The following is a 20,388-nucleotide window of genomic DNA, read 5'->3' on the forward strand; positions in this document are numbered from 1 at the left end:
GTTGACGTCGTTCAGCCTTGGCGTGTCCGACCCCGTGGATTTGCAAGACGCTGGAGATCACTCGACAGGCACCCGGAAGTGTTGCTTCGAGCACGAGTATCAGGATCTTTCGCCTTCCGGATCTCCCCGGGCGGCCGTGCTCGGGGCGAACGGCCCAAGGGAGGTGCCGGAGCGATGGACGTGGTCTACGAGCGGTGTGCGGGGATCGACATCAGCAAGGCTGACGTGAAGGTCTGTATCCGGGTGCCCGGCGCCGGCAGGCGGCGCCGCGGCGAGGTGCGGACCTTCACGTCGATGACCTCAGGCCTGCTGGCCATGCGGGACTGGCTGCTGGCCGAAGGGGTCACCGTGGTCGGGATGGAGGCGACCGGGATCTACTGGAAGCCGGTGTTCTACCTGCTGGAGCACGACATGGAGTGCTGGCTGCTCAACGCCCGGCACATGAAGGCCGTGCCGGGGCGCAAGACGGACGTGAAGGACGCGGAGTGGATCGCCAAGCTGGTCGAGCACGGCCTGGTCCGCCCCTCGTTCGTGCCACCCGAGCCGATCCGCCAGCTGCGGGACCTCACCCGCTACCGCACCGAGGTGATCCGCGAGCGAACCCGGGAAGCCCAGCGGCTGGAGAAACTCCTGGAGGACGCCGGGATCAAGCTGTCCTGCGTGGTCAGTGACATCCTGGGCGTGTCCGGGCGGGCCATGCTGGAGGCTCTGATCGCGGGCGAGCGCGACCCGCGCGTACTCGCGGACCTGGCCAAGCGCCGCCTGCGGCTGAAGATCCCGGACCTGATCGAGGCCCTGACCGGCCGCTTCGGCGACCACCACGCGTTCCTCGCGAGGGCGATGCTGGACCGGATCGACGCCGCCACCGCGATGGAGGCCCGCCTCAGCACCCATATCGGGACCGCGCTGGAGCCGATGCGCCGCAGCGTGCAGCTGCTGGCCACCATCCCCGGCGTCAGCACCCGGGCCGCGGAGGTGATCCTGGCCGAGATCGGTACGGACATGTCCCGCTTCGCCTCGGCCGAGCACCTGGCCTCCTGGGCCGGGGTCTGCCCGGGCAACCACGAGTCCGCCGGCCGCCAGCCCACCGGCCGGACCCGGCACGGCGACCCCTGGCTCAAGGCCGCCCTCGGCCAGGCCGCGATGGCCGCCGCCCGCACCAAGAACACCTACCTCGCCGCCCGCTACCGACGCCTGGTCGCCCGCCGCGGCAAACGCCGGGCGGTGGTCGCCCTGGAACACTCCCTCCTGATCGCCGTCTGGCACATGCTCACCGGCGACGTCCCGCACCAGGACCTCGGCGGCGACTACTTCCTGGAACGCACCGGGAAGACCCGGGCCACCCGACGGCTGGTCAGCCAGCTCAACCAACTCGGCTACCAGGTCAGCCTGCAGCCCGCCGGGACTTCCTGACCGCCAGTTGATGTTTGCCAACGAAGAATTTTCGTATCAGGAGGGCGAGCGCCTGGGCCCGGAGTTCGGGGACTTCGCAGGTGACTGCCTGTTCAGCCTCATGACTCTTCACACCACGAGCGCCATACATGCCGAACTCGCCATTCCTCTCCGGCATCCGTGCTTTCCCTCTCCTGATACCCGTACACCACGGATTCTTGCATACCTCAAGTGCCTTCACTCTGCTGTGAATTAACGGGTACCCAACGTGCGAAATCCGCCAATGCTCTGGGTCGGCAGATAACAAGGCGCTACAGCTCGCGCTCCGGTGCAGCGAGACAAAGAGCGTTTTCCAACCTTACGCTGATGCCTGGTGGAGGATGAGGGTGGCCTTCACGACGTCGGTGATGCGGTTGGTGCTGCGGCGGAGTTTCCGCAGGAGGCGCCACCTTTGAGGGTGGCCATGGCCTGCTCGCCGAGGCAGCGGATCTTGGCGTGGGTGGTGTTGTGGCGCCGCTTCCATCGCTTGAGTCGGCGGCCGCGAAACGGGACTCGGATGGTTCCGTCGGCGCCTTGGTATGCCTTGTCTGCCCAGCATTTGAGGTCCGTTTCGGCGAGGGTTTCGATGAGCTTCTTCGATGTGGCCACCGTTTGGGTGACGGTCCGTGAAGCGCAACGAGCGAGGCCTCCGGGCTGTTGATCGAGATGTCTGACGTCTCAACAACGCTGCTCGGGGGCCTCGTTGGTCATCCATCCTGCCGCACTCGACCTGCCTCATGCACTCGTGGAGTGGGTCACCATGCTGATCGTCACGCGTGAGGGCGACCGGCGCTGCAAGCTCCGCCCGTCACAGCGCGCGATGGTGGCACTGGTGTACCTGCGCGAGCACACCACTCTGGCGAAGATCGCTGCCGGGTTCGGGATCAGCGAGTCCACCGCCTATGCCTATACCCGTGCGGTCATCCACCTGCTCGCCGAGCGTGCTCCTGGTCTGCTGAAGACGCTGCGCGAGCATGATCCCGACTTCGTCCTGCCCGACGCCACTCCCGCCGAATGCGACGGGTCGGCGACGGCCGGGCCGACTACTCCCACAAGCACCGACGCCACGGCGTGAACGTGCAGGTTGTCACCGATCCCGGCGGCCGGCTCCTGTGGCTCTCGCCCTCTCTGCCGGGCCGCACCCACGACCTGACCGCCGCCCGCACCCACCGGATCATCCGAATCTGCGAGCGCCAGGGCGTTCCCATCCTGGCCGATCTCGCCTACCAGGGCGCCGGTCCGTGGCTGACTACCGGCGTCAAACGCAGGCCTCTGCAGGAACTGACCCCCACCGAGAAAACCGTTAACCGGGCCCTGGCCGCAGTACGCGCACCCATCGAACGCGGCATCGCCCGCCTGAAGTCCTGGCGGATCTTCCGCAGATCCCGAGGCAGCCCCAGCCGCATGATGTCCATCGCCAAAGCCGTCCTCACCCTGGAGCGGCAACGCTGAAGAACGATGATGTCGTGGTGTCGTGCGGCGGTCAGGTCGTGGGTCGAGCCGGGCAGGGCCGGTGAGGCCCGGAGCAGCCGTCCGAACGGATCGGTGAGCACCTGGACGTTCGTGCCGTGGCGTTTGTGTTTCCCGGAGTAGTACGGGGTGTCGGCGGCGGTGCGGTCGATGGGCAGCAGGGTGCCGTCGAGGATGACGAACGCCTTCTTCCGGATCGTCTTCATCGCGTCGGCCAGGGACGGGGCGAGGGCGGCCAGGACGTCGACGGCCTCGCGTATGTAGCGGAAGGCGGTCGTGATCCCGATGCCGAAACCGGTCGCGAGAGGGGCGTAGGTGCCACCGCACCGCAGGTGGGCCAGGGCCAGCAGGGCCTGTCGTGCTGCGGGAAGCCGCCGCCACCGCGTGCCGGTCTCCTGCCGCCTGGCGGTCAGGTGCCCGGTCAGGAACCGCAGGGTGCGGGTGGACAGATCGATCGACGACGGGCAGACAAGCAGCCGAAGCTCCTGGCGGACACGGGTGATCTTGGCCGAGAACCCGTCTGCCAGGAGCTTCGTCGTTGCGCAGGACTGTCCAACTCGCCGCCAGCACCGCCAGCTTGGAAAACGCTCATTGTGCGCCCCCGTACTACTCGGCGATCGCGGTGCTGTAGGCGAACTGGAAGACCGGAATCTGCTGCCCGTCGACCAGGGCCACCTCACCCGTGGCCTCGAAGCGCTGATGCCGCCCGTAATAGGCCACCACCACCCGCGAATCATCCGCCGCACCGTCCAATACCTGGTGCACTCGCGGGATTTCGGGAGGGCTGCCCTGTAGCACCGCCAGCCGCCCCGAGTTCGTCAGCACATACCTGACCATGAGGCCCTCCTCTCCAACTCAACTTCTGTGGTGCTCGGGGGTCACACCGTGCTATCGATGTCACTCCCTTTGCACTGCACAGAAAAGCCTGATCAGGGGGCGCACTGATCGGAAAGGAGCACTTCAACTTTGCTGCGGACGTCATAGGGGCGCTCCGAGCGCAAGAGCCCCCCCTTGAACTCCAGTGCGCAGCCAAGAGTTCTGCCGTGCAATGCGGCGCCGTCATCCGCGAGGACGCATCGGCCAGGCCCAAAGCCAAGGGGCAACGCTGCATGCTTCTCACAGATGGGTGAGAAGCAGCCTCGGCCGTCCACCCGGTGTCCGAAATGACCGCCCTCCACGTTCTCAATCGGCTTCTTGGAATGCTTTCTTGAAACGTCGTCACACCTGCAGCTTCTGAGGGATGACTGGCGAGGAGTTCGACGCCGCCTGCGCCATCGAACGTCACCCCTGCCCGACCTGCGACGCGCCCGCCGGGTCGGCCTGCCGCACCGGTGCGGGGAAGACCGCGGCGAAGTACCACACCCGCCGCCTTCAGCTCGTGCCCCGCGTCGCCGAGGAACTCCACGTCCTCACCCCGCCCGACCGCCACCCCGGCAAACGCTGGACGCTCGGGTCCGAGCTCGGCGCGCACGTGCCCGCCCAGGCCCCACCCCTGGAAGCGGGGATCACGGCGGTCCGCATCGGCTACGCCCGCTGCACGACGGCCCCCCAGGAACTCCAGTCCCAGCTCGACGCCCTCAACCCCGGCCTGCTTCGACGTCTTCCACGAGAAGGTCTTCACCCGCGTCAAGGTCTGGCCCGAATACGAGAAGTCAGGGGCCTCCTGCCTGGGGGCGAAACTTCTCTCACCTGGACCGAGCATCGTCCGCTCCCGGCCGGAGCGGGAGGCTCCGCCCCTTCATCGCATCAGGTGAAGATCAAGGCCCCGGTCACGGCGGTGAGGGTGTTCAGGCCCGCCATTGGACAGCTCGTATTGAGGGTAACCACTGGTACGGCGTAGAGGGTGTCACCCTCCATTGGTCCGCTGGTCACCGTGCCGCTGAGCTTTACCCCCTGGCTGGGGTCGGTGCTGAGGGTGAAGCTGATTCTGCTCTTCTCACCATTCTGCCAGGCCAGGGTAGCGGTTGCCGTTACGGTCAGCAACGCTGGGCACCGAAGGACGAAACCGGTCGCCGTCGCTGTGCCCTCGGTGCCGGTGATGGTGGCCGACTTCAGCTGGGAGAACTTGCCGTTGGCCGAGGCGCACGTGGGCAGCGTACCGGTGGCGCTCACCGAGGACTCGGTGGCTGGTCTGAGCGCCGGGCTGAAGGTCACCGTGGCCTTTGTTGTACATGCCAGGTCGCCGGTGAGGGCGTGGGCCGGTGCGGTGGGGAGAATCAGTCCCGCACTGGCCAGGGCTACCGAGACGGCCATCGCCGCAGCGGTTTTGAGCCCGGCGTAATGGGGCCGTGCCGAACGCGGAATCATTATGTTCGTCCTCCTTGTAGACGCGGTGCCTCTTGAGCTGTTGGGGCACAGCATGCGCCCGTTTTGAACGCGTAGCGCCCGCTCGTATGGGAACGTACCGGTGGAATCGGACCGCGTACGGTTGCACACACTGGCGCACTGGAGGTCCAGTGCGCCCAGCGCCGCCCGGGCGGCTTCTGAGGTCTTTGCTCGGGGGTGACGGGGTGGACTGGCGGGTGTATGTCGGTAGGTGTGCGGTATCCCGATGGGGGTGGCCTGACCCCGAAAGAGCGGGCTGTGAGGGAGCAGGTTCGTTTTGAGGCTGCTGCGTTGTTTGCTCGGCAGGTTCCGCCGCAGGCAGTGGCTAAACGGCTGCGGGTGTCGCGGAAGACCGCTTATGTCTGGTGTGCGGCGTGGCGGTCCGGTGGTGTGGAAGCACTGCGGTCGCGGGGCCCTTCGGGCCGGCCGTCGCGGATGAAACCCGCCTGGCGGGCGTGGCTGGCACAGGCTCTGGAGGAGGGGCCGGCCGCGCATGGCTGGGCGGGGGAGCAGAGATGGACGACGGCCCGGGTAGGGGTGCTGGTCTCACGCCGTTTCCATGTCCGCTTCAGCGACGTACAGATCTGGCGGATCCTGCACCAGATGGGGTTCACGGTACAGGTCCATCGGGCGGCTGGGCGGGACGAGAAGGTGGTGGTCACCTGGGGCAAGGAGACCCAATCAGGCGTGGAATGAAGGTGAGCGGTCGTGCCGACGGGAAGCTGGCTGTCGGCGGGTGAATCGTGGCTCTGAGGTTCCCGGCGTGTGGGAGGTGTCGATTAGCTGGTCAGCGAGGGTTTGGCGGGTGTTCAGGTTTCGCTCGTTCGGTCGATGCCTGTTCGGCGTAGTGCTTCTCTTCGGACTCGATTGGGCTGAGGTAGCCGAGCCGCTCTGGATGCGCCGGAGGTTGCAGAAGCCGTCGACGGACCCCGTTGCGCAATTGATCTCACGCGGCGAAGTTGAGGTGTCCCCGGGAGTGTGGCCACAGGGGTTCATGCTGCGAGTGTGAGTCTATGGACTCGCTGGTGTTGTTGTTCGAACTCGAAGACCGTGAAGTTCCACCTGTTGCTTGGGTGCCTGGATACGGGGACATGTGAGCCCAGGGAAAGCAGTGCCGGGTGGGAAGTAAGTACACGGAGCGGTACACCGCGGAGTCCAAAGGGGATGCGATCGCGCTCGTCGGCTCCACGGGCCGCACGGTCGCCGAGGTCGCCCGGGAGGTCGGGGTCAGCCCGGAGTCGCTGCGCGGCTGGTACAAGCAGGCCAAGACCGACCGCGGTGAAGGCCGCCCCGGCGAGCTCAGTACGGCGGAGCGCGAGGAGCTCAAGCGGCTGCGCAGGCTCGCTGCCGAGCAGGCCAAGACGATCGAGGTACTGCGAAAAGCCGCGGTCTTCTTCGCGAAGGAGAGCGACCGGTGAACGACACGTTCGCGTTCATCGAGGCGGGGAAGACCATCCATGGCATCGCTTTCCTGTGCCGGCTGCTGAGTGTGGCCCGCTCCTCACTTCTACGCCTGGCAGGCCGCCGCGAAGGCCCGGGCCGCCCGGAAAGCGGCCGACGAGGCCCTCGCGCACGAGATCACCGTGCTGCACACCGTCTCCAGGGGCACCTACGGTGCCCCACGCGTCCACGCCGAACTCCGACGCCTGGGCAGGCGAGTGAACCGCAAGCGGATCGAGCGCATCATGCGTGAGCGCGGCATCAGCGGCGTGACCCGCCGCAGGCGCCGGAACCTGACCCGGCAGGTGAAGAAGGCCGTGCCCGCACGCGCCCTGCCCGGCCGCGACTTCACCGCGCACACGCCAGGCACCGAGCCGGTCGGCGACGTCACCCACATCCCCACCGCCGAGGGCCGGCTCTCCCTCGCGACCTGGCTGGACCCGGCCACCCACGAGACAGCCGGCTACTCGATGGCCGACCACCATCGCGCCGGCCTGGTCGTCGACGCGCTGATGACGGCCGCTGGCCGTGGCCCTCTGAAACCCGGCTGCATCGCACATTCGGACCGCGGCAGCGAACACCTCGGGTGAACTGCGCCGCGACATAGGCAAGTTGAACCTGAGGCAGAGCGTGGGAAGAACGGGCTCCTGTTACGATAACGCCGCGGCCGAGAGCCTTTTTCGCCGTGCTGAAAGAGGAGATCAACACCCGTATCTGGCCCGACCGGGCCACCGCGAGAGCGGAGATCTCCTCCCTCGCCGAGACCTTCTGCAACCGCCGACGCCTGCGCAAGCATCCGCAGCGGGGCTGTCCCACCCCGCTCGAGACGCGTCAGCGCCACGAACAAACTCACACCCTCACAGCGTAACGACCGACTGTCCAGTCGCGGTGGAACTCCAGGGGCTGCTCGATGGATCGCCCACTGCCGACGCCAGCTAGCAGAACGAGTTGCTTCCGGAACTTGAAGAGTCTGGCGCGGCGGACAGCGAGCCGATTGTCAGCGCAGCGCAGCGGGTGCTGGAGTTGACCGATCCGTCCGGCGTTGCGAATGGAAAGTACCTCGTCGACGCACGACAGGCAAAGGGTGTTCAGGTCGGTGACCACAACGTGCAGCACAACACTTTCTCCTGAGCAGCGCCCGGCTGGCTAGGCATCCTCGAAGGACGGTGAAGGGTGGTCGCGTGCGGAGGCGCAAGGACTGAAGCGACGCAAGCTGACTGACAGGACACCGCCGAGGCCAGCGGGTGTCGCGCTTGCACATGTCGACCTAGGCCCAATACCGGTGGCTTTGTGGCTGGTTGGTCGTTGGTTGTGGTGTGCCGAGGCCTGGACAGGTGAAGTCGTCGGATGAGCGGTTGTCGGATCGGATCGCTCTGGGTGTGCTGACGCGGGTGTTTCCGCCTGAGCTGGTGGATGAGGTGGTTGCCGAGTGTGGGCGTACGGAATTGCGGTCGCGGTTGCTGCCGGCTCGTGTGGTCGTGTACTTCGTGTTGGCGATGTGTCTGTTCTCCGGGCAGGGCTATGAGGAAGTCGCCAGGTTGCTGACCCAGGGGTTGGAGCGGGTGCGGCGGTGGGAGAAGCCGTGGCGGGTGCCGACGACGGGGCGATCGGCCGGGCCCGCTCGCGGTTGGGGCCGGAGCCGCTGAAGGCGTTGTTCGCGCGGGTCTGTCGGCCTGTTGCGACGCCCGAGACGGTCGGTGCCTGGTATCGGCAGTGGCGCCTCGTCGCGGTGGACGGCACCGTTCTGGACGTCCCGGACACCGATGCGAACGCCGCCTTCTTCGGCCGGCCCGGCTCGGGGCGCGGGTTGCAGCGCAGTGCGTATCCGCAGATCAGGGTTGCCGCACTGGTCGAGTGCGGCACCCACGCGGTGTTCGCCGCCGCGACAGGCCCTTTGCCCGTGCACGAACAGCGCCTCGTCTCGGACCTGTTGGAGCACCTCGCGCCGGGGATGCTGGTACTCGTGGACCGGGGCATCAAGCGAGCGCGAGGCCCGTCTTTCAGCACTCAGCCAGCTCGGCGCGTCAGGTTCGTGACGGCATAGGGATCATGGTCAAATTGGGACCATTGCGACTTGCCCCAAACAGGGAGGTACCTGTAATGAGGCGTCATCCGCGTTCCACGGTGGTCAGAGCGTCACTGGCCGCGTTCAGTCTGCTCAGCACCGCCCTGCCCCTGACCCTTGCCACCCCCGCCCACGCCCGGCCCCTTGGGCCCTGCCCCCGCGTCTTCACCACACCCGGCACCACCCTCTGCTTCATCCCCAGGGGCGTCACTGCCTTCACGATGCATGTCGTTGGCGGGGGCGGGGGCGGGGGCGGGGGCGGGGGCGCGGCGTTCAATTACTCTGCCGGGGGTGGGGGCGGAGGCGGGCAGGCAGGCAGTGTCGTCTCCCACTGCGCCGCGGACCTCTCGAGGGACTTCTTCCTGCTTGCGGTTACTGTCGGTGGCGGGGGCGCGGGGGCCGGGGGCGGAGTCAGCTCGTTCCCCGATTCCGGTGCTGGTGCCGGTGGCAGTGGTGGGGGGCGAGGAGGCGGTGCCTCCAGGGTCGTTGGCCTCACCCTGATCGATAGCCAGTTGCGGCCGGCCCACGTCCTGGCTGCTGCCTCCGGTGGCGGCACGGGTGGCGGTGGCGGAGGCGGCACCTCCGACCCCAGCTCCCCCGGGGGTGGTGGTGGCGGCGGCGCGGTCGCCGGCGCCTCCGGAACCGGCGCCTCGCCCGGCGTCGGCGGTGCCGGCGGCGTCGGCAGTGGTGGCGGCGACGGCGGCAGCGCACAGAGCAATAACGACTTTGTCCCCGGTGGGCCGGGAGGCAAGTCCCCCAGTGCTGGTGCCGCCCACTGCTACGAAGAGAGTGGCACCGGTATCGGCAAGCGCGGCAGTAACGGCGCAGGACGCACGGGCAGCAACCCTGGCGGTGACGGCGGGGCACCGAGCCTGGCACCACCAGCCGAGTGCGGTGCCGTCGGCGGAGGCGGCGGAGGCGGCGGAGGCGGCAGAAGGGATTTCCCCGCCACCCCTGCCTCTGGTGGTGCCGGAGCCAGCGGCGGCGGCAGCGGCAGCGGCAGTCGTAGCAGCGGCGGCAGCGGCGGCTTCCCCGACAACGGTGGGGCTGGCGGGACTGGTGCGGGCGGCTGCGTCGTCATTGAGCCCTTTCCAAGCTCACGCTGATGCGTGGTGAAGGACGAGGTCGGTCTTCACGATGTCGGTGATGCGGTTGGTGCTGCGGCGGAGCTTTCGCAGGAGGCGCCAGCCTTTGAGAGTGGCCATGGCCTGCTCGCCGAGGCAGCGGATCTTGGCGTGGGTGGTGTTGTGGCGGTGCTTCCATCGTTTGAGCCGACGGCCCCGAAACGGTACCCGGACGGGTCTGCCGGCACCTTGATACGCCTTGTCTGCCCAGCATTTGAGCCCTGCGTCAGCGAGGGCTTCGACGCTCCCGTGCTGTCGTGCGGCGGGCAGGTCGTGGGCCGAGCCGGGCAGGGCCGGTGAGGCTCAGAGCAGCCGTCCGCACGGGTCGGTGAGGACCTGGACGTTCATGCCGTGGCGTTTATGTTTCCCGGAGTAGTACGGGGTGTCGGCGGCGATGCGGTCGATGGGCAGCAGGGTGCCGTCGAGGATGACGAACGCCTTCGTCTGGATCGTCCGCATCGCCTCGGTCAAGGTCGGGGCGAGGGCGGCCAGGACGTCGACGGCCTCGCGTATGTAGCGGTAGACGGTCGCGATGCCGAATCCTGCGGCGAGCTGGGCGTAGGTGTCGCCGCACCGCAGGTGGGCCAGGGCCAGCGGGGCCTGACGTGTGGCGGGAAGGCGTCGCCATCTCGTTCCGATCTCCTGCCGCCTGGCTGGTCAGGTGCCCGGTCAGGAACCGCAGGGTGCGGGTGGACAGATCGATCGACGACGGGCAGACAAGCAGCCGAAGCTCCTGGCGGACACGGGTGATCTTGGTCGAGAACCCGTCTGCCAGGAGCATAGCTGTTCCACAGAACCGTTCAACGCGCGGTCAGCACCACCAGCTTGGAAAAGGCTCAGTGAGGTTTTCTCAGCGAGTGGGTGCAGGGATGGAGGTGTTCGTCCTGTCTGGGCTCTGAACAGCACGTGAAGCCCCTGGTAGGACGGGACTTGCGACAATTCCTGTCCGACTCTGGAGGCTTCACGTGGTCTCTCATCGTGCCATGCCCGATGTCCCACGTCCCGTGGTCGAGTACCTCGCTCGTTTGCTCGCCGGACATCGGCGTGCGATCGGTACCCGTCGTGGGACACGGGCACTGGGCCCGTTCCGGCAGGCGGTACTGGTCCTGCGCTGGTTCCGCGACTGCACATGTGTCCACTGCCTGGCCCGGGATGCCGGTATCTCCCAGGCCACCGGATACCGCTACCTGAGGGGTCTCGCGCTTTCCGGGCAGGTGTCTGGTGATGACTTCACGCCGTGATGTGCAATGTCTGGTATTCGGTGTGGGCTTCGCGAGGTGGGCGGTTACCCACTGCCGAGTGGAGGTGTTTGTGTTTGTGCCAGGATTCGATGTACCGAGTGATGTCCTGCCGGGTGGCTTCGCGTGTCAGGTAAGTCATCCTGGATACACGCTCGTTCTTCAGCGCCGCGAAGAATGATTCCGTCATAGTGTTATTGAAACAGGTCCCGGTCCGTCCGGCGGAACGTGGAAGGCCGAGGTGTTTCAATGTCTCACCGTGCTCGGCTGGCCTGTAGTTCGATCCGCGGTCCGAGTGGAATATTGTGCCGTCTGTGAGTTTCCTGTTCCGGGCTGTGTTGCGGATGGCCCGGGATGTGAGGGGGGTGTGGTAGTGGTCGTCCATGGCGTAGCCGATGGCTTCCTTCGTGCGGCGGTCGATGGCGGTCGCCAGGTACAGCCACCTCTCACTGGTGGACACGTAGGTGATGTCCCCGACCGGCTTTTGGCCGGGAGCGTCGGCGGTGAAGTTCCGGCCGGCGAGGTCAGGCGCGGGGCCGGGGGTGCCCTGGGTGAGGCCGAAGCGTTTCGGCTTCGGCTGGGAGGGCTCCAGGCCCGGTTCGCGCGTGAGGCGGCGGGCCGGCTCCAGGCCGGCGGTGACGTCCCGGCGGTGCGGTTGTGCGTGGATGCGCCGGTGGCTGTAGGTGCTGTCGGAGTCCTCGAACGCCTTCGTGATGAGCAGTTTCAGTTCCTCACGCCGTTCGGCTGTCGCGGATTCGGGACGGCCTCACCAGTCGTAGTAGCCGGATTTGGAGACGCCGAGTCGCTTGCACATGTACTCGACGCTGTACGCGTACTCCGTCGTGTCGAGCCGCGTCTCGTTGATGAACTCGTACGTGCTCGCTGCCGGGGATCCCCCGCGAAGTACGCTGCGGCTTTTTTGAGGAAGGCTCTTCCATCTCGGCTTCGCGGATCCGGCGTTCCAGCTCTTTGAGGCGTGCTCGTTCGCTGAGCGTCAGTTCCGCGTCTGGCGCCGGCTCCTGGCGTGCCTTGTGTTTCTTCACCCAGTCCCGGAGGGTTTCGGGGTTCATCCCGGGCTCGCGGCCTGCTTCGGAGATCGTCTTACTCGAGCTCAGCGCGATCCGGATGGCTTCTTCACGGAACTCGGGTGTGTACTTGCTGAGTGGCGCCACTTCGTGCTTCCTCGTTCCCTGTTCAGGGAAACCCTATTGGGTCCCTGTCCGGAAACTTCGGGGCCCTCACCTGGACCCCGCCGAAGCCGCGAGGCCGACCGCTTGATCAAACGGCCCGATTCAAAGTACTCCTACCGGACCAAAGGGCAAGTACTCCGGCCCACCCGCAAGGCCTCGGCGAAGGTCATCACCTTGCACCCAGCGATAGTTCAATGACTCAAGCAACGGCATTGAGTACCGGGAGGAAAGTGACACACGGTGATGTCCAGGCCGGTCTCCAGAGCCAGGGTGGCCAGCTCGAACTTCCAGGCGCGGGTGCGGTAGCCGTTGGAACCACCCGCGTCCGCGGTGATCAGCAGGCGTCGGGAGTTCGGGTAGGCATCACGCCCGATCGTGTGCCACCAGCGGCGGATAGAAGCGACGGCGAAGGCGGCGGTGTCGTGGTCGGTGCCGACGTTGACCCAGTCGGCATCCGCGGCCAGGTCGTAGATCCCGTACGGGATCGCCTTGCCCAGATCCGCGTCGGGAAAGTCGTGGGTGCGGACCCGGACCGGATCACCTTCACGCCGCCACTCGTGGCCGGCGTTCTTGTAACTGGCCGACGAGCTCCTTCTTCTTGGTGTCCACGCTGACCACCGGGTCCCCGGCGGCCTGGAAGTCCTTGGTCTCCTCGTTGATATAGCGGAACTGCCCGTCCCGGTCGGGGTGTTGGGCGCCCTCGACGGTCTTGGCGTTGCCCTGGAGGCTGAACCCCTCCTCACGCAGCACGGCGGCCACCGTGTCTGCCGAGACCCGATGCCCCAGGCGGGTCAGCTCGGCGGCCAGCTGCCGCGTCGACTCCGTCGTCCAGCGCAGCGGCGACATCGGATCCCCGCGCATGTCCGGCTCCACCGGAGCGAGCAGCGCGAGCCGCAGGCCCGGATCGAGGTCCACCGCCCGCTTTGCGGCCCCCGCCAGCCCGGCGGACCCGCCCCAACGGAGCTTCACCGGACTCCAGTTCCGTCACCCCACGCGACACCGTCCCCTCACGCACCCCGGCGGCACGGGCAACGACACGAATCCCGCCATGCCCCAGCGACCGCGCCTCCGCCCCTATGGCCAGCCGCCGCTGCCGCTCGTCCAGGTGCGGAAACAGCGCCTGGAACTTCGCTGCCAGCACGGTCTCGATCCCCTCCGGCGTCCCCATACCACAACAACGACACTCGACCACGGAAGCGACGGCTTGTTTCCCGGCAGGCCCCAACTCCGTGGCCTTGGGGGAAGCCCCCTATCTGACCGAGCACATCAACAGGTTCGGCGAGTACAGCACACACGAGCTCGGCATCCAGCCCGAGGCGTACGATCCGAAGCTGGACGTCGACTTCACCCAGCTCCGCGACCAGGACCAGGCCGCCGCTGGCTTCGGCCAGGCCGCCTGACCGGCCGCGGCCGGGTCGGCATCATGAGGGCGATGGACGAAACGCGCGAGCTCACCGAGGACGAGCTGGACGACCTACCCGGCGTCGCCTTCATGCTCCGCCCCGCTGCTTGCGTGCCGCGAAGTCGGTGAGGGTAAGTTCCCACTGCACACGCCCGAAGTCTGGCCAGAGCACGTCGGTGAACTGGAGTTCCGCTTCGGCCGCTTGCCACAGCATGAACCCCGACAGGCGCCGCTCACCGGAGGTACGCACCACCAACTCGACCGGTGGCTGACCGGCCGTGGCTAGGGACGCCTCGAACTGCTCACGGGTGGGGCCGTCCCATCCGGCGCATGCCTGCGCTGCCTGGAGGATGTCCCAGGTGCCGTTGTAGGAGCACGCCAGGTTCACCACCATGCCTCCCACCTGCGCGGTACGGATGCGGGCGTCCTCCAGCACCTTTGTAAAGGGCTGCGGGAGCAGTGACAGGTCACCGATCGGGACCAAGCGGTACCGGGCCGAGGATGCCAGGGTTTCCACCGCTTGGCGGGTGTACTCCAGTGCCGCTTCGACCTGCTCGGGTGGGCGCTTGGCCACGTTGTCTGGCGAGGACAGCCACAGGGTCACCACCTCTACCCCCGCCTCGGCGCACCAGCTCAGCACCGGCGCGAAGCGGGCAGCGCCCTGACACAGGCCCTCGGCCATGGAAACACCGCGAGCGCGCGCCCAGCGCCGGTTACCGTCGGGGACGAACGCCACGTGCCGAGGCACCCGCCTAGCGCCTGGCCGAGCGTAACCACTGTCATAGGCCGAGTGGGCCCCGCTGTCCGAGTAACGCGCAGTGCCCAGGCGCAGCCACTCATAGGCACCCCGCGGCAGGTCCCGCATCGCCTGCACATGGAAGGAAAGCGCGGCGGCCCCAGGTGCATCCAGAGTTGCGGCCAGTGCCGGCAGACGCTGCTCCAGATAGAGGAACCGCTGCCCGGCGTCGCGGACCATACAGCGGACGTCGCCGATCGCCTGTTCACGAGTGCAGCCGGTAGTGGCCTCCAGCACGGTGACCATGTTGCGTACCTCGCCCCGGACCCGCTCGCTCTCCAGCGAAAACAGGTCATTGAGCAGGGCGAACATCCGGAAAGACTCCTCCTCCAAGTCCCGAACTACTGCGGAGTTGCGGGCCGACTTGGGCAGCTCGTAGTGCCCCACCCGTTCGTTGAGGTCCAAAAACACCGGCAGGCCGACGTTAGCGCGCCGCCATTCCAGATAGTCCGCCGGGGACAGCAAGTGCTGCTCGCCCAGGTTCGTCTGCCACATGCGCGTCAGGTCCCGGCGGGCGCGGACACGCCATTGGAGCGACATACCCGCGCCCAGGGTCGGCCACAGCGAGCACCACGCCGCACCGACCGCCGTGCGCGCCTTCGTCAGTTCTGGGGCGTCGTCGATCAGGAGATCCAGCAAGTCCTCGAGGATGTCCCGGGCGCTCTCCGTAGCGCTGTCGGCCTGGTCGTCGACCAGCAGGCCGAACGCAATCATCAGGGCCGCCAGCTCCAGGTGCCGCCCCCTGGCTCCCGGATAAGTCAGGGCCGCGCACAGTCCCGTACGCATGGACGCGAAGTATCCGGCCTGGTCGGCACCGAGGAGCAGACCCTCCTCCTCCAGCCACGCCACCACCGCGTCATCGGCCTGCTGCGCGCCCGGAGCACGGCGTACGGGGAAGGGGATGTCCACACGCTCATACGGCATTGGTGGCCTCCCAAGCACTTGCGCCCGGGATCGCCAAATCGGTGAGGGTCCGCAGCGCATCCTTGGCGTCAGGCTGGAACGGCGCCGTATCCAGCACATCCAGCGCCTGCCGTCGGCGGGCGCCGACCATCGCACGCACGATGGCCGGCGCACCGGAGTCGGTGATCAACTCACGCGCTTCCCTTACGCCGTCCTCGTCCAGCCCGCCGTCCGCCACCAGATTCCGCAGACGACAGGCGTTGCGCTCTCCAGCGTGGCGCAGAGCCAACGCCAGCACTACCGTGTGCTTGCCATCCCGCAGGTCCGCGCCGCTAGCCTTTCCCCCGTCCACGTCCTCCAAGTCGTCGTACATCTGGAACGCCTCGCCCAGCGGGTGGGCAAAGGCGCGGCATGCTTCCAACACGGCACCGCCAGCGCCGGCCAGCGCCGCGCCGATCTGCAACGGTCTCTCCACCGTGTACTTCGTCGTCTTGTAGTGGATCGTCCGCAGCGCGCCCTCCACGCTCCCGAAGTCCTCGCCGCAGGAGTTGAGGTCGAGCAGTTGGCCGAGGACAACCTCGCTGCGCATGCGGTCGATCACCCCGCGGACCGTGTCGGGTGCGGCTCCCTCCGGCGCCCCCAGTAGCTCCGCGGACCACGCTTCGCACAGGTCGCCCAGCAGGATCGCCGACCCCTGCCCGAACCAGTCGACACGCGGCACGGAGCTGCGCGCACCGAAGTCACGGTGCACAGTGGGCCGGCCGTGGCGAGTGTCGGAGCCATCGATCAGATCGTCATGGATGAGCACGTAAGCGTGGAACAACTCCAGGCCGGCGGCTGCGCGCAGCACAGACCGCTCCAAAGGTCCGGTTGCGACAGCCAGCCAGCCCAAACAGCAGAGCAGTGGGCGCAGTCGCTTACCCCCGCCGTCCAGGAAGTTGCCCAGCACTTGCAGTGGGATTCCCAGCAGCTGGCCGTCCCCCGCGCGTTCCTTGTGCTCTAAGAAGGTCCGCAGGAACGCCTCGACCTCGCGACGGATGGCGTGCAGGTCGGTACGGGCATCACCGGTACTTCCGACATTCATTCGCAGAACCCGCCTCTCAGGCCCCGAACAGATTCGGGCGCATTCGACTCAACTCTCAGAGGAACGCCGTCGGGCGGGTAGAGTCGCGTGCCCGGCGCACGGAGGTACTCGGGAATGAGAGCGCGTCCCCCCTGGTGGAACTTCTCACAAATGAGTAGTTCTGAGAGACCGGAGACTCTCACCGGACCATGTCCGGTTTGCCCCTGATCTTCGTCCTCACAACCTCTCGCACAACAGCCTTCGCATCATGCCCCTCGCGATAGGTTCTGCGGCATGCCAGACCTCGCCAAACCGGCCGCTGCCGTAGAACAGTTCGACTGCCCCACCTGTGAAGTGCCCGCCGGAAGCACCTGCCGGACCCACGGCGGCAAAGTCGCCCCGAAGTACCACACCCCCGCGCTTCATGCTCGTCCCCCAGCTCCGCGCCGAGCTGGAGGTGAAGACCCCCGCCGATCGAGGCCCCCGCCGCGCATGGGAGATGGGCCCTGCGATCGACGCTGCGGTGCCCGAGGCCACAACAAAGCCCACGAGGGTGGGGTACGCCCGGTGCAGTACCGCCTAGCAGGAGCTTCAGAGTCAGCTCGATGCGCTCCAGGAAGCCGGGTACTGATCTGGTCTTCTCGGAGAAGACCAGATCAGTACCCGGGTCAAGATCCGGCCCGAGTTCGTCAAGGCGATGGACTTCGCCCGCACCATCAAGAAGGCCGTCCCGCACCAGCGGGTGATCTTCACCGCGTATGAGATGAAGCGCCTGGGCCGCGGTGCCGCCGAGCTGCTCACAATCGCGGAAGACCTGCGCCACCACAACATCCAGCTCGAACTCCTCACCGGCCCCCTCCAGGGGGTCTACGACCCCTCCGGGCACGGCGCCGCCCTGTTCGCGTTCTTCGCGGCGATGGCCGATACTGATCTCGGCGCGTCAGGGTGATGTGGGGGTATCCAGGGGCAGGCCGGTTTCGGCTATGAATCCGTTGAGGATGCCGGGGCGGTACTGGAGACGTTTGAGCCGGTTGCGGACGAGTGCCTCGAGACGGTCGAGAGTGGCAACGGCGAGGTTGGCCAGGCTCCGTTTGATATGCGCCCACGCCCATTTGCACCGGGTCCAGCTGCGGCGAGTAGGCGAGCAGCAGGAACACCGTCAGCCACGCGCGTCCAGAGATCAGCTGCCGCATCGTCTTGGAGACATGGGTGTTGAGCCGGTCCCACACCAGCACGAGGGGCGCCTTGACCAGCTGGTGGACCCCGTCCGGGAGCGCGATGCAGTCGCGTTCGCTCATGCTGCGCCGCTGGCCCTTGCCCGCGGGGTGACGGAGCGGGCGGTGGCACAACCAGGTACGCGAGCCCGGCCGCCAGGCGATCAGCCCGGCCACCGACAGCCGCCCGGAGCGCCGCCCGCTGACCGTCACGACCGGGGTGATGCCGCGCCGGCCCCAGGTGCGTCCACGGGGCGGCCGACGGGTGAAGCCTGCCTCGTCCTCGAAGCAGATGGGAATGGCGTCCCCGGGGCAGCGACAGCGCCGCGTCGGCCGGATGCACGTTCGATGCGTCCAGACGGCGTCAGGCACACCGCGAGACCGTGACGAAAACCGTGGCCAGCAGCCGCTCATGGCCCCACTCCAGCCGCAGCCGCACCAGCCCCTCCGGACCCCTCACCAGAGGCCAGCACCGGTGCACGGCCTCCGCCTCGCGCCGCTCCCGCAGCTGAAGGTGGTCCTGGAATAGCTGGCGCAGGACCACTCGCCCGCGCGTGTCGATGAATTCCTCCAGCTCGTGATAGCTCAACTCGCCCGCGGCCGGGGCCTGGAGATCCTTCACGAGGGTGCCGAACAATTTCGTCGTGGCCTCAAAGGAGTCAGACTCCCAGAGCACGTAATAGCATTCTACCTGGCTCTTCTTCCTACGGGGGTTGCTTGTCACTTCCGACGGTAGGAAGAAGAGCCCTCACCCGCCAGAGTCCTCCCCAGGGCCACCGGTGTGCTCCACCAGGCCGAACAGCCCAGGACTGCGCTCGGTCAGCCACCCCCTGGGGGCCAGACGCTTCAGCCTCACCCGCATCGACTCCACCTTCTAGGCCCCCTCACCCAGCCCCAACACCGGACGCAGCGCCTTCGACCGCATCGCAGAGCCCGCGTCCGCGAGGGTCTCCAGGACCTCCTGATACACCTCCAGCAACACCAGCACATCCAGGCCCGACCGCCACACCGTGGCTTGAACGGGTGTGGTGCTGGTCGTGGCCGGTCCAGTGGGCGTCGAGCCGGATGATGTTGAGCGCGGTAGCGGAGAAGGTGTGTTGGAGGCGGACTTTCGGCAGGCCGCGGTAGCGGGCCCGACGAATTCCGGTGATGTCGAGGGCCTGGTTGGTGGTTCCCTCGACGCCGACGCGGAGGGCGTACTCGTTCTTCCAGGTGTCGGTCTTCTGCTCGGCACGGGCCCGGGCGAGGTTCTCGTGGAGTTCCTCGGGTCGCAGGGTCAGCATGCGGCGCCCGAGTCTCGAGGTGGTGCACTCCTGCTGGAAGGGGCAGTCACAGCAGGTCAGGACGCTGAAGGCGATCACGATGGCGTCGGTGCCGTGCTGTGTGACGGGGTTCCAGTGGGAGCTGGTTTTCCCGGCGGGGCAGCGGACCTGCCTGGTCTTCCAGTTGATGGTGAAGGCGGTTTTGTCGAAGCCGTCGGCGCCCTTGGCCCGCGCGGAGTGGTCCAGGAGGACCGGGGTGACCATACGGATGCCGTTCTTCATGGCCTTGGTGATCAAGTCGGCCGACGGGTAGGCGGAGTCGAGGTAGTGCTCGGCCGGTTTCAGGCCGTGCTTCGCGAGGCTCTGCTGGACGGGGGCGGTGGCCTTCACGTCGGGCACGGTTGCGTCAGTGGTGTGCACGTCGGTGATCAGATTCGGCATCTTCCCGGCTCCGGCGTCGGGGAGAGTGCCGCACGTTTCGCTGAGATGGATCTTGTAGCCCATCCAGAACAGGTCCTCGCCCTTGGCCGCCCAGCGTGCGTCCGCGTCGTAGGGGGAGGCCAGACGGTGGAGTTCCACCGCGACTGGACAGTCGGTCGTTACGCTGTGAGGGTGTGAGTTTGTTCGTGGCGCTGACGCGTCTCGAGCGGGGTGGGACAGCCCCGCTGCGGATGCTTGCGCAGGCGTCGGCGGTTGCAGAAGGTCTCGGCGAGGGAGGAGATCTCCGCTCTCGCGGTGGCCCGGTCGGGCCAGATACGGGTGTTGATCTCCTCTTTCAGCACGGCGAAAAAGGCTCTCGGCCGCGGCGTTATCGTAACAGGAGCCCGTTCTTCCCACGCTCTGCCTCAGGTTCAACTTGCCTATGTCGCGGCGCAGTTCACCCGAGGTGTTCGCTGCCGCGGTCCGAATGTGCGATGCAGCCGGGTTTCAGAGGGCCACGGCCAGCGGCCGTCATCAGCGCGTCGACGACCAGGCCGGCGCGATGGTGGTCGGCCATCGAGTAGCCGGCTGTCTCGTGGGTGGCCGGGTCCAGCCAGGTCGCGAGGGAGAGCCGGCCCTCGGCGGTGGGGATGTGGGTGACGTCGCCGACCGGCTCGGTGCCTGGCGTGTGCGCGGTGAAGTCGCGGCCGGGCAGGGCGCGTGCGGGCACGGCCTTCTTCACCTGCCGGGTCAGGTTCCGGCGCCTGCGGCGGGTCACGCCGCTGATGCCGCGCTCACGCATGATGCGCTCGATCCGCTTGCGGTTCACTCGCCTGCCCAGGCGTCGGAGTTCGGCGTGGACGCGTGGGGCACCGTAGGTGCCCCTGGAGACGGTGTGCAGCACGGTGATCTCGTGCGCGAGGGCCTCGTCGGCCGCTTTCCGGGCGGCCCGGGCCTTCGCGGCGGCCTGCCAGGCGTAGAAGTGAGGAGCGGGCCACACTCAGCAGCCGGCACAGGAAAGCGATGCCATGGATGGTCTTCCCCG

The 20,388-nt window shown here is 67.4% G+C and carries 17 protein-coding genes and 7 pseudogenes; 11 read left to right on the forward strand and 13 right to left on the reverse strand.

The annotated features are described in order from the left end of the window. Nucleotides 1–174 precede the first annotated feature (174 nt). On the forward strand, nt 175–1,413 hold the full coding sequence (locus C9F11_RS45860) for an IS110 family transposase (protein ID WP_138968462.1): 1,239 nt from the start codon (nt 175–177) through the stop codon (nt 1,411–1,413). A 337-nt stretch (nt 1,414–1,750) separates the two neighbouring features. Here the strand turns inward: C9F11_RS45860 and C9F11_RS45865 are convergent. Further along, nucleotides 1,751–2,022 (reverse strand): annotated as a pseudogene (locus tag C9F11_RS45865) (transposase family protein); the annotation flags it as partial. Nucleotides 2,023–2,134: 112 nt separating this feature from the next. Here C9F11_RS45865 and C9F11_RS45870 point away from each other — a divergent pair. After that, nucleotides 2,135–2,883, forward strand: a pseudogene (locus C9F11_RS45870) (transposase family protein). 5 nt (nt 2,884–2,888) lie between these two features. Here the strand turns inward: C9F11_RS45870 and C9F11_RS45875 are convergent. The 3 genes and pseudogenes from C9F11_RS45875 to C9F11_RS45890 all read right to left on the reverse strand — a co-directional run. Then, nucleotides 2,889–3,377 (reverse strand): annotated as a pseudogene (locus C9F11_RS45875) (transposase family protein); the annotation flags it as partial. A gap of 130 nt (nt 3,378–3,507) precedes the next feature. Continuing rightward, entirely contained in the window at nt 3,508–3,738 is a 231-nt protein-coding gene (locus tag C9F11_RS45880) for a DUF5988 family protein (RefSeq protein WP_138968464.1), read from the reverse strand. 909 nt (nt 3,739–4,647) lie between these two features. Next, nucleotides 4,648–5,208 carry a hypothetical protein gene (locus C9F11_RS45890; protein WP_138968466.1) on the reverse strand — a complete coding sequence of 187 codons (561 nt, stop codon included), beginning with the start codon at nt 5,206–5,208 and terminating at the stop codon, nt 4,648–4,650. 276 nt (nt 5,209–5,484) lie between these two features. On the opposite strand from C9F11_RS45890, the gene C9F11_RS45895 reads away from it, so the two are divergent. The 6 genes from C9F11_RS45895 (at nt 5,485) to C9F11_RS49480 (ending at nt 8,710) form a co-directional block, all read left to right on the forward strand. Further along, nucleotides 5,485–5,922 (forward strand): winged helix-turn-helix domain-containing protein, encoded by a 438-nt coding sequence (locus C9F11_RS45895; protein WP_249402372.1) that lies wholly within the window; start codon nt 5,485–5,487, stop codon nt 5,920–5,922. Between the two features lie 422 nt (nt 5,923–6,344). Next, nucleotides 6,345–6,644, forward strand: a complete 300-nt coding sequence (locus tag C9F11_RS45900) for a transposase (protein WP_138968470.1) — start codon at nt 6,345–6,347, stop codon at nt 6,642–6,644. 69 nt (nt 6,645–6,713) lie between these two features. After that, entirely contained in the window at nt 6,714–7,256 is a 543-nt protein-coding gene (locus C9F11_RS45905; RefSeq protein WP_138968472.1) for an IS3 family transposase, read from the forward strand. Between the two features lie 358 nt (nt 7,257–7,614). Beyond that, entirely contained in the window at nt 7,615–7,797 is a 183-nt protein-coding gene (locus C9F11_RS45910) for a hypothetical protein (RefSeq protein WP_138968474.1), read from the forward strand. Nucleotides 7,798–8,084: 287 nt separating this feature from the next. Next, nucleotides 8,085–8,312, forward strand: a complete 228-nt coding sequence (locus C9F11_RS49475; protein WP_249402421.1) for a transposase domain-containing protein — start codon at nt 8,085–8,087, stop codon at nt 8,310–8,312. Then, a complete protein-coding gene (locus C9F11_RS49480) occupies nt 8,249–8,710 on the forward strand; it encodes a hypothetical protein (protein ID WP_249402373.1) in 462 nt (153 codons plus the stop codon). The genes C9F11_RS49475 and C9F11_RS49480 overlap by 64 nt, the downstream gene beginning before the upstream one ends. A 1,118-nt stretch (nt 8,711–9,828) precedes the next feature. Here C9F11_RS49480 and C9F11_RS45925 read toward each other — a convergent pair. Next, nucleotides 9,829–10,579, reverse strand: a pseudogene (locus tag C9F11_RS45925) (transposase family protein). A 259-nt stretch (nt 10,580–10,838) separates the two neighbouring features. On the opposite strand from C9F11_RS45925, the pseudogene C9F11_RS49490 reads away from it, so the two are divergent. Continuing rightward, a pseudogene (locus C9F11_RS49490) lies at nt 10,839–11,045 on the forward strand (IS5/IS1182 family transposase); the annotation flags it as partial. A 40-nt stretch (nt 11,046–11,085) separates the two neighbouring features. On the opposite strand, the gene C9F11_RS45935 reads toward C9F11_RS49490, so the two are convergent. Together C9F11_RS45935 and C9F11_RS45945 are read right to left on the reverse strand one after the other, a co-directional pair. Then, nucleotides 11,086–11,820: an IS3 family transposase gene (locus C9F11_RS45935; protein ID WP_138968476.1), complete on the reverse strand. Its 735-nt coding sequence runs from the start codon at nt 11,818–11,820 to the stop codon at nt 11,086–11,088. Between the two features lie 678 nt (nt 11,821–12,498). Further along, nucleotides 12,499–13,451: pseudogene (locus C9F11_RS45945) on the reverse strand (ISAzo13 family transposase); the annotation flags it as partial. A gap of 67 nt (nt 13,452–13,518) precedes the next feature. On the opposite strand from C9F11_RS45945, the gene C9F11_RS47980 reads away from it, so the two are divergent. Continuing rightward, entirely contained in the window at nt 13,519–13,683 is a 165-nt protein-coding gene (locus tag C9F11_RS47980; RefSeq protein WP_171076173.1) for a hypothetical protein, read from the forward strand. 90 nt (nt 13,684–13,773) lie between these two features. Here the strand turns inward: C9F11_RS47980 and uppS are convergent, their stop codons facing one another. Both uppS and C9F11_RS45955 read right to left on the reverse strand, forming a co-directional pair. Continuing rightward, nucleotides 13,774–15,405, reverse strand: coding sequence for a polyprenyl diphosphate synthase (gene uppS, locus C9F11_RS45950; RefSeq protein ID WP_171076232.1), 1,632 nt, complete (start codon nt 15,403–15,405; stop codon nt 13,774–13,776). Next, nucleotides 15,395–16,468, reverse strand: a complete 1,074-nt coding sequence (locus C9F11_RS45955) for a polyprenyl synthetase family protein (protein ID WP_138968481.1) — start codon at nt 16,466–16,468, stop codon at nt 15,395–15,397. Before C9F11_RS45955 ends, uppS begins: the two co-directional genes overlap by 11 nt. 676 nt (nt 16,469–17,144) lie before the next feature. Here C9F11_RS45955 and C9F11_RS45960 point away from each other — a divergent pair. Continuing rightward, nucleotides 17,145–17,396, forward strand: coding sequence for a recombinase family protein (locus tag C9F11_RS45960; protein ID WP_249402374.1), 252 nt, complete (start codon nt 17,145–17,147; stop codon nt 17,394–17,396). On the opposite strand, the pseudogene C9F11_RS45965 reads toward C9F11_RS45960, so the two are convergent. From C9F11_RS45965 to C9F11_RS45980, 4 genes and pseudogenes are all read right to left on the reverse strand, one after another. Beyond that, a pseudogene (locus C9F11_RS45965) lies at nt 17,388–18,075 on the reverse strand (transposase). The gene C9F11_RS45960 and the pseudogene C9F11_RS45965 sit on opposite strands and share 9 nt — an antisense overlap. Then, on the reverse strand, nt 18,026–18,337 hold the full coding sequence (locus C9F11_RS45970) for a hypothetical protein (protein WP_138968485.1): 312 nt from the start codon (nt 18,335–18,337) through the stop codon (nt 18,026–18,028). Before C9F11_RS45970 ends, C9F11_RS45965 begins: the two are co-directional and overlap by 50 nt. Before the next feature lie 208 nt (nt 18,338–18,545). After that, entirely contained in the window at nt 18,546–19,502 is a 957-nt protein-coding gene (locus tag C9F11_RS45975; protein ID WP_171076233.1) for a transposase, read from the reverse strand. 298 nt (nt 19,503–19,800) lie between these two features. Continuing rightward, a complete protein-coding gene (locus C9F11_RS45980; protein ID WP_138968472.1) occupies nt 19,801–20,343 on the reverse strand; it encodes an IS3 family transposase in 543 nt (180 codons plus the stop codon). Nucleotides 20,344–20,388 lie beyond the last annotated feature (45 nt).

Origin of the sequence: Streptomyces sp. YIM 121038 (genome assembly GCF_006088715.1) — a bacterium.
In the GTDB taxonomy this organism is placed as follows: Bacteria; Actinomycetota; Actinomycetes; order Streptomycetales; family Streptomycetaceae; genus Streptomyces.

Coding starts and splice junctions, on each gene's coding strand:
- C9F11_RS45890 (WP_138968466.1), bottom strand. CDS start 5,208: ATGATTCCGCGTTCGGCACGGCCCCATTACGCCGGGCTCAAAACCGCT.
- C9F11_RS45860 (WP_138968462.1), top strand. CDS start 175: ATGGACGTGGTCTACGAGCGGTGTGCGGGGATCGACATCAGCAAGGCT.
- C9F11_RS45960 (WP_249402374.1), top strand. CDS start 17,145: ATGGACTTCGCCCGCACCATCAAGAAGGCCGTCCCGCACCAGCGGGTG.
- uppS (WP_171076232.1), bottom strand. CDS start 15,405: ATGCCGTATGAGCGTGTGGACATCCCCTTCCCCGTACGCCGTGCTCCG.
- C9F11_RS45955 (WP_138968481.1), bottom strand. CDS start 16,468: ATGAATGTCGGAAGTACCGGTGATGCCCGTACCGACCTGCACGCCATC.
- C9F11_RS45880 (WP_138968464.1), bottom strand. CDS start 3,738: ATGGTCAGGTATGTGCTGACGAACTCGGGGCGGCTGGCGGTGCTACAG.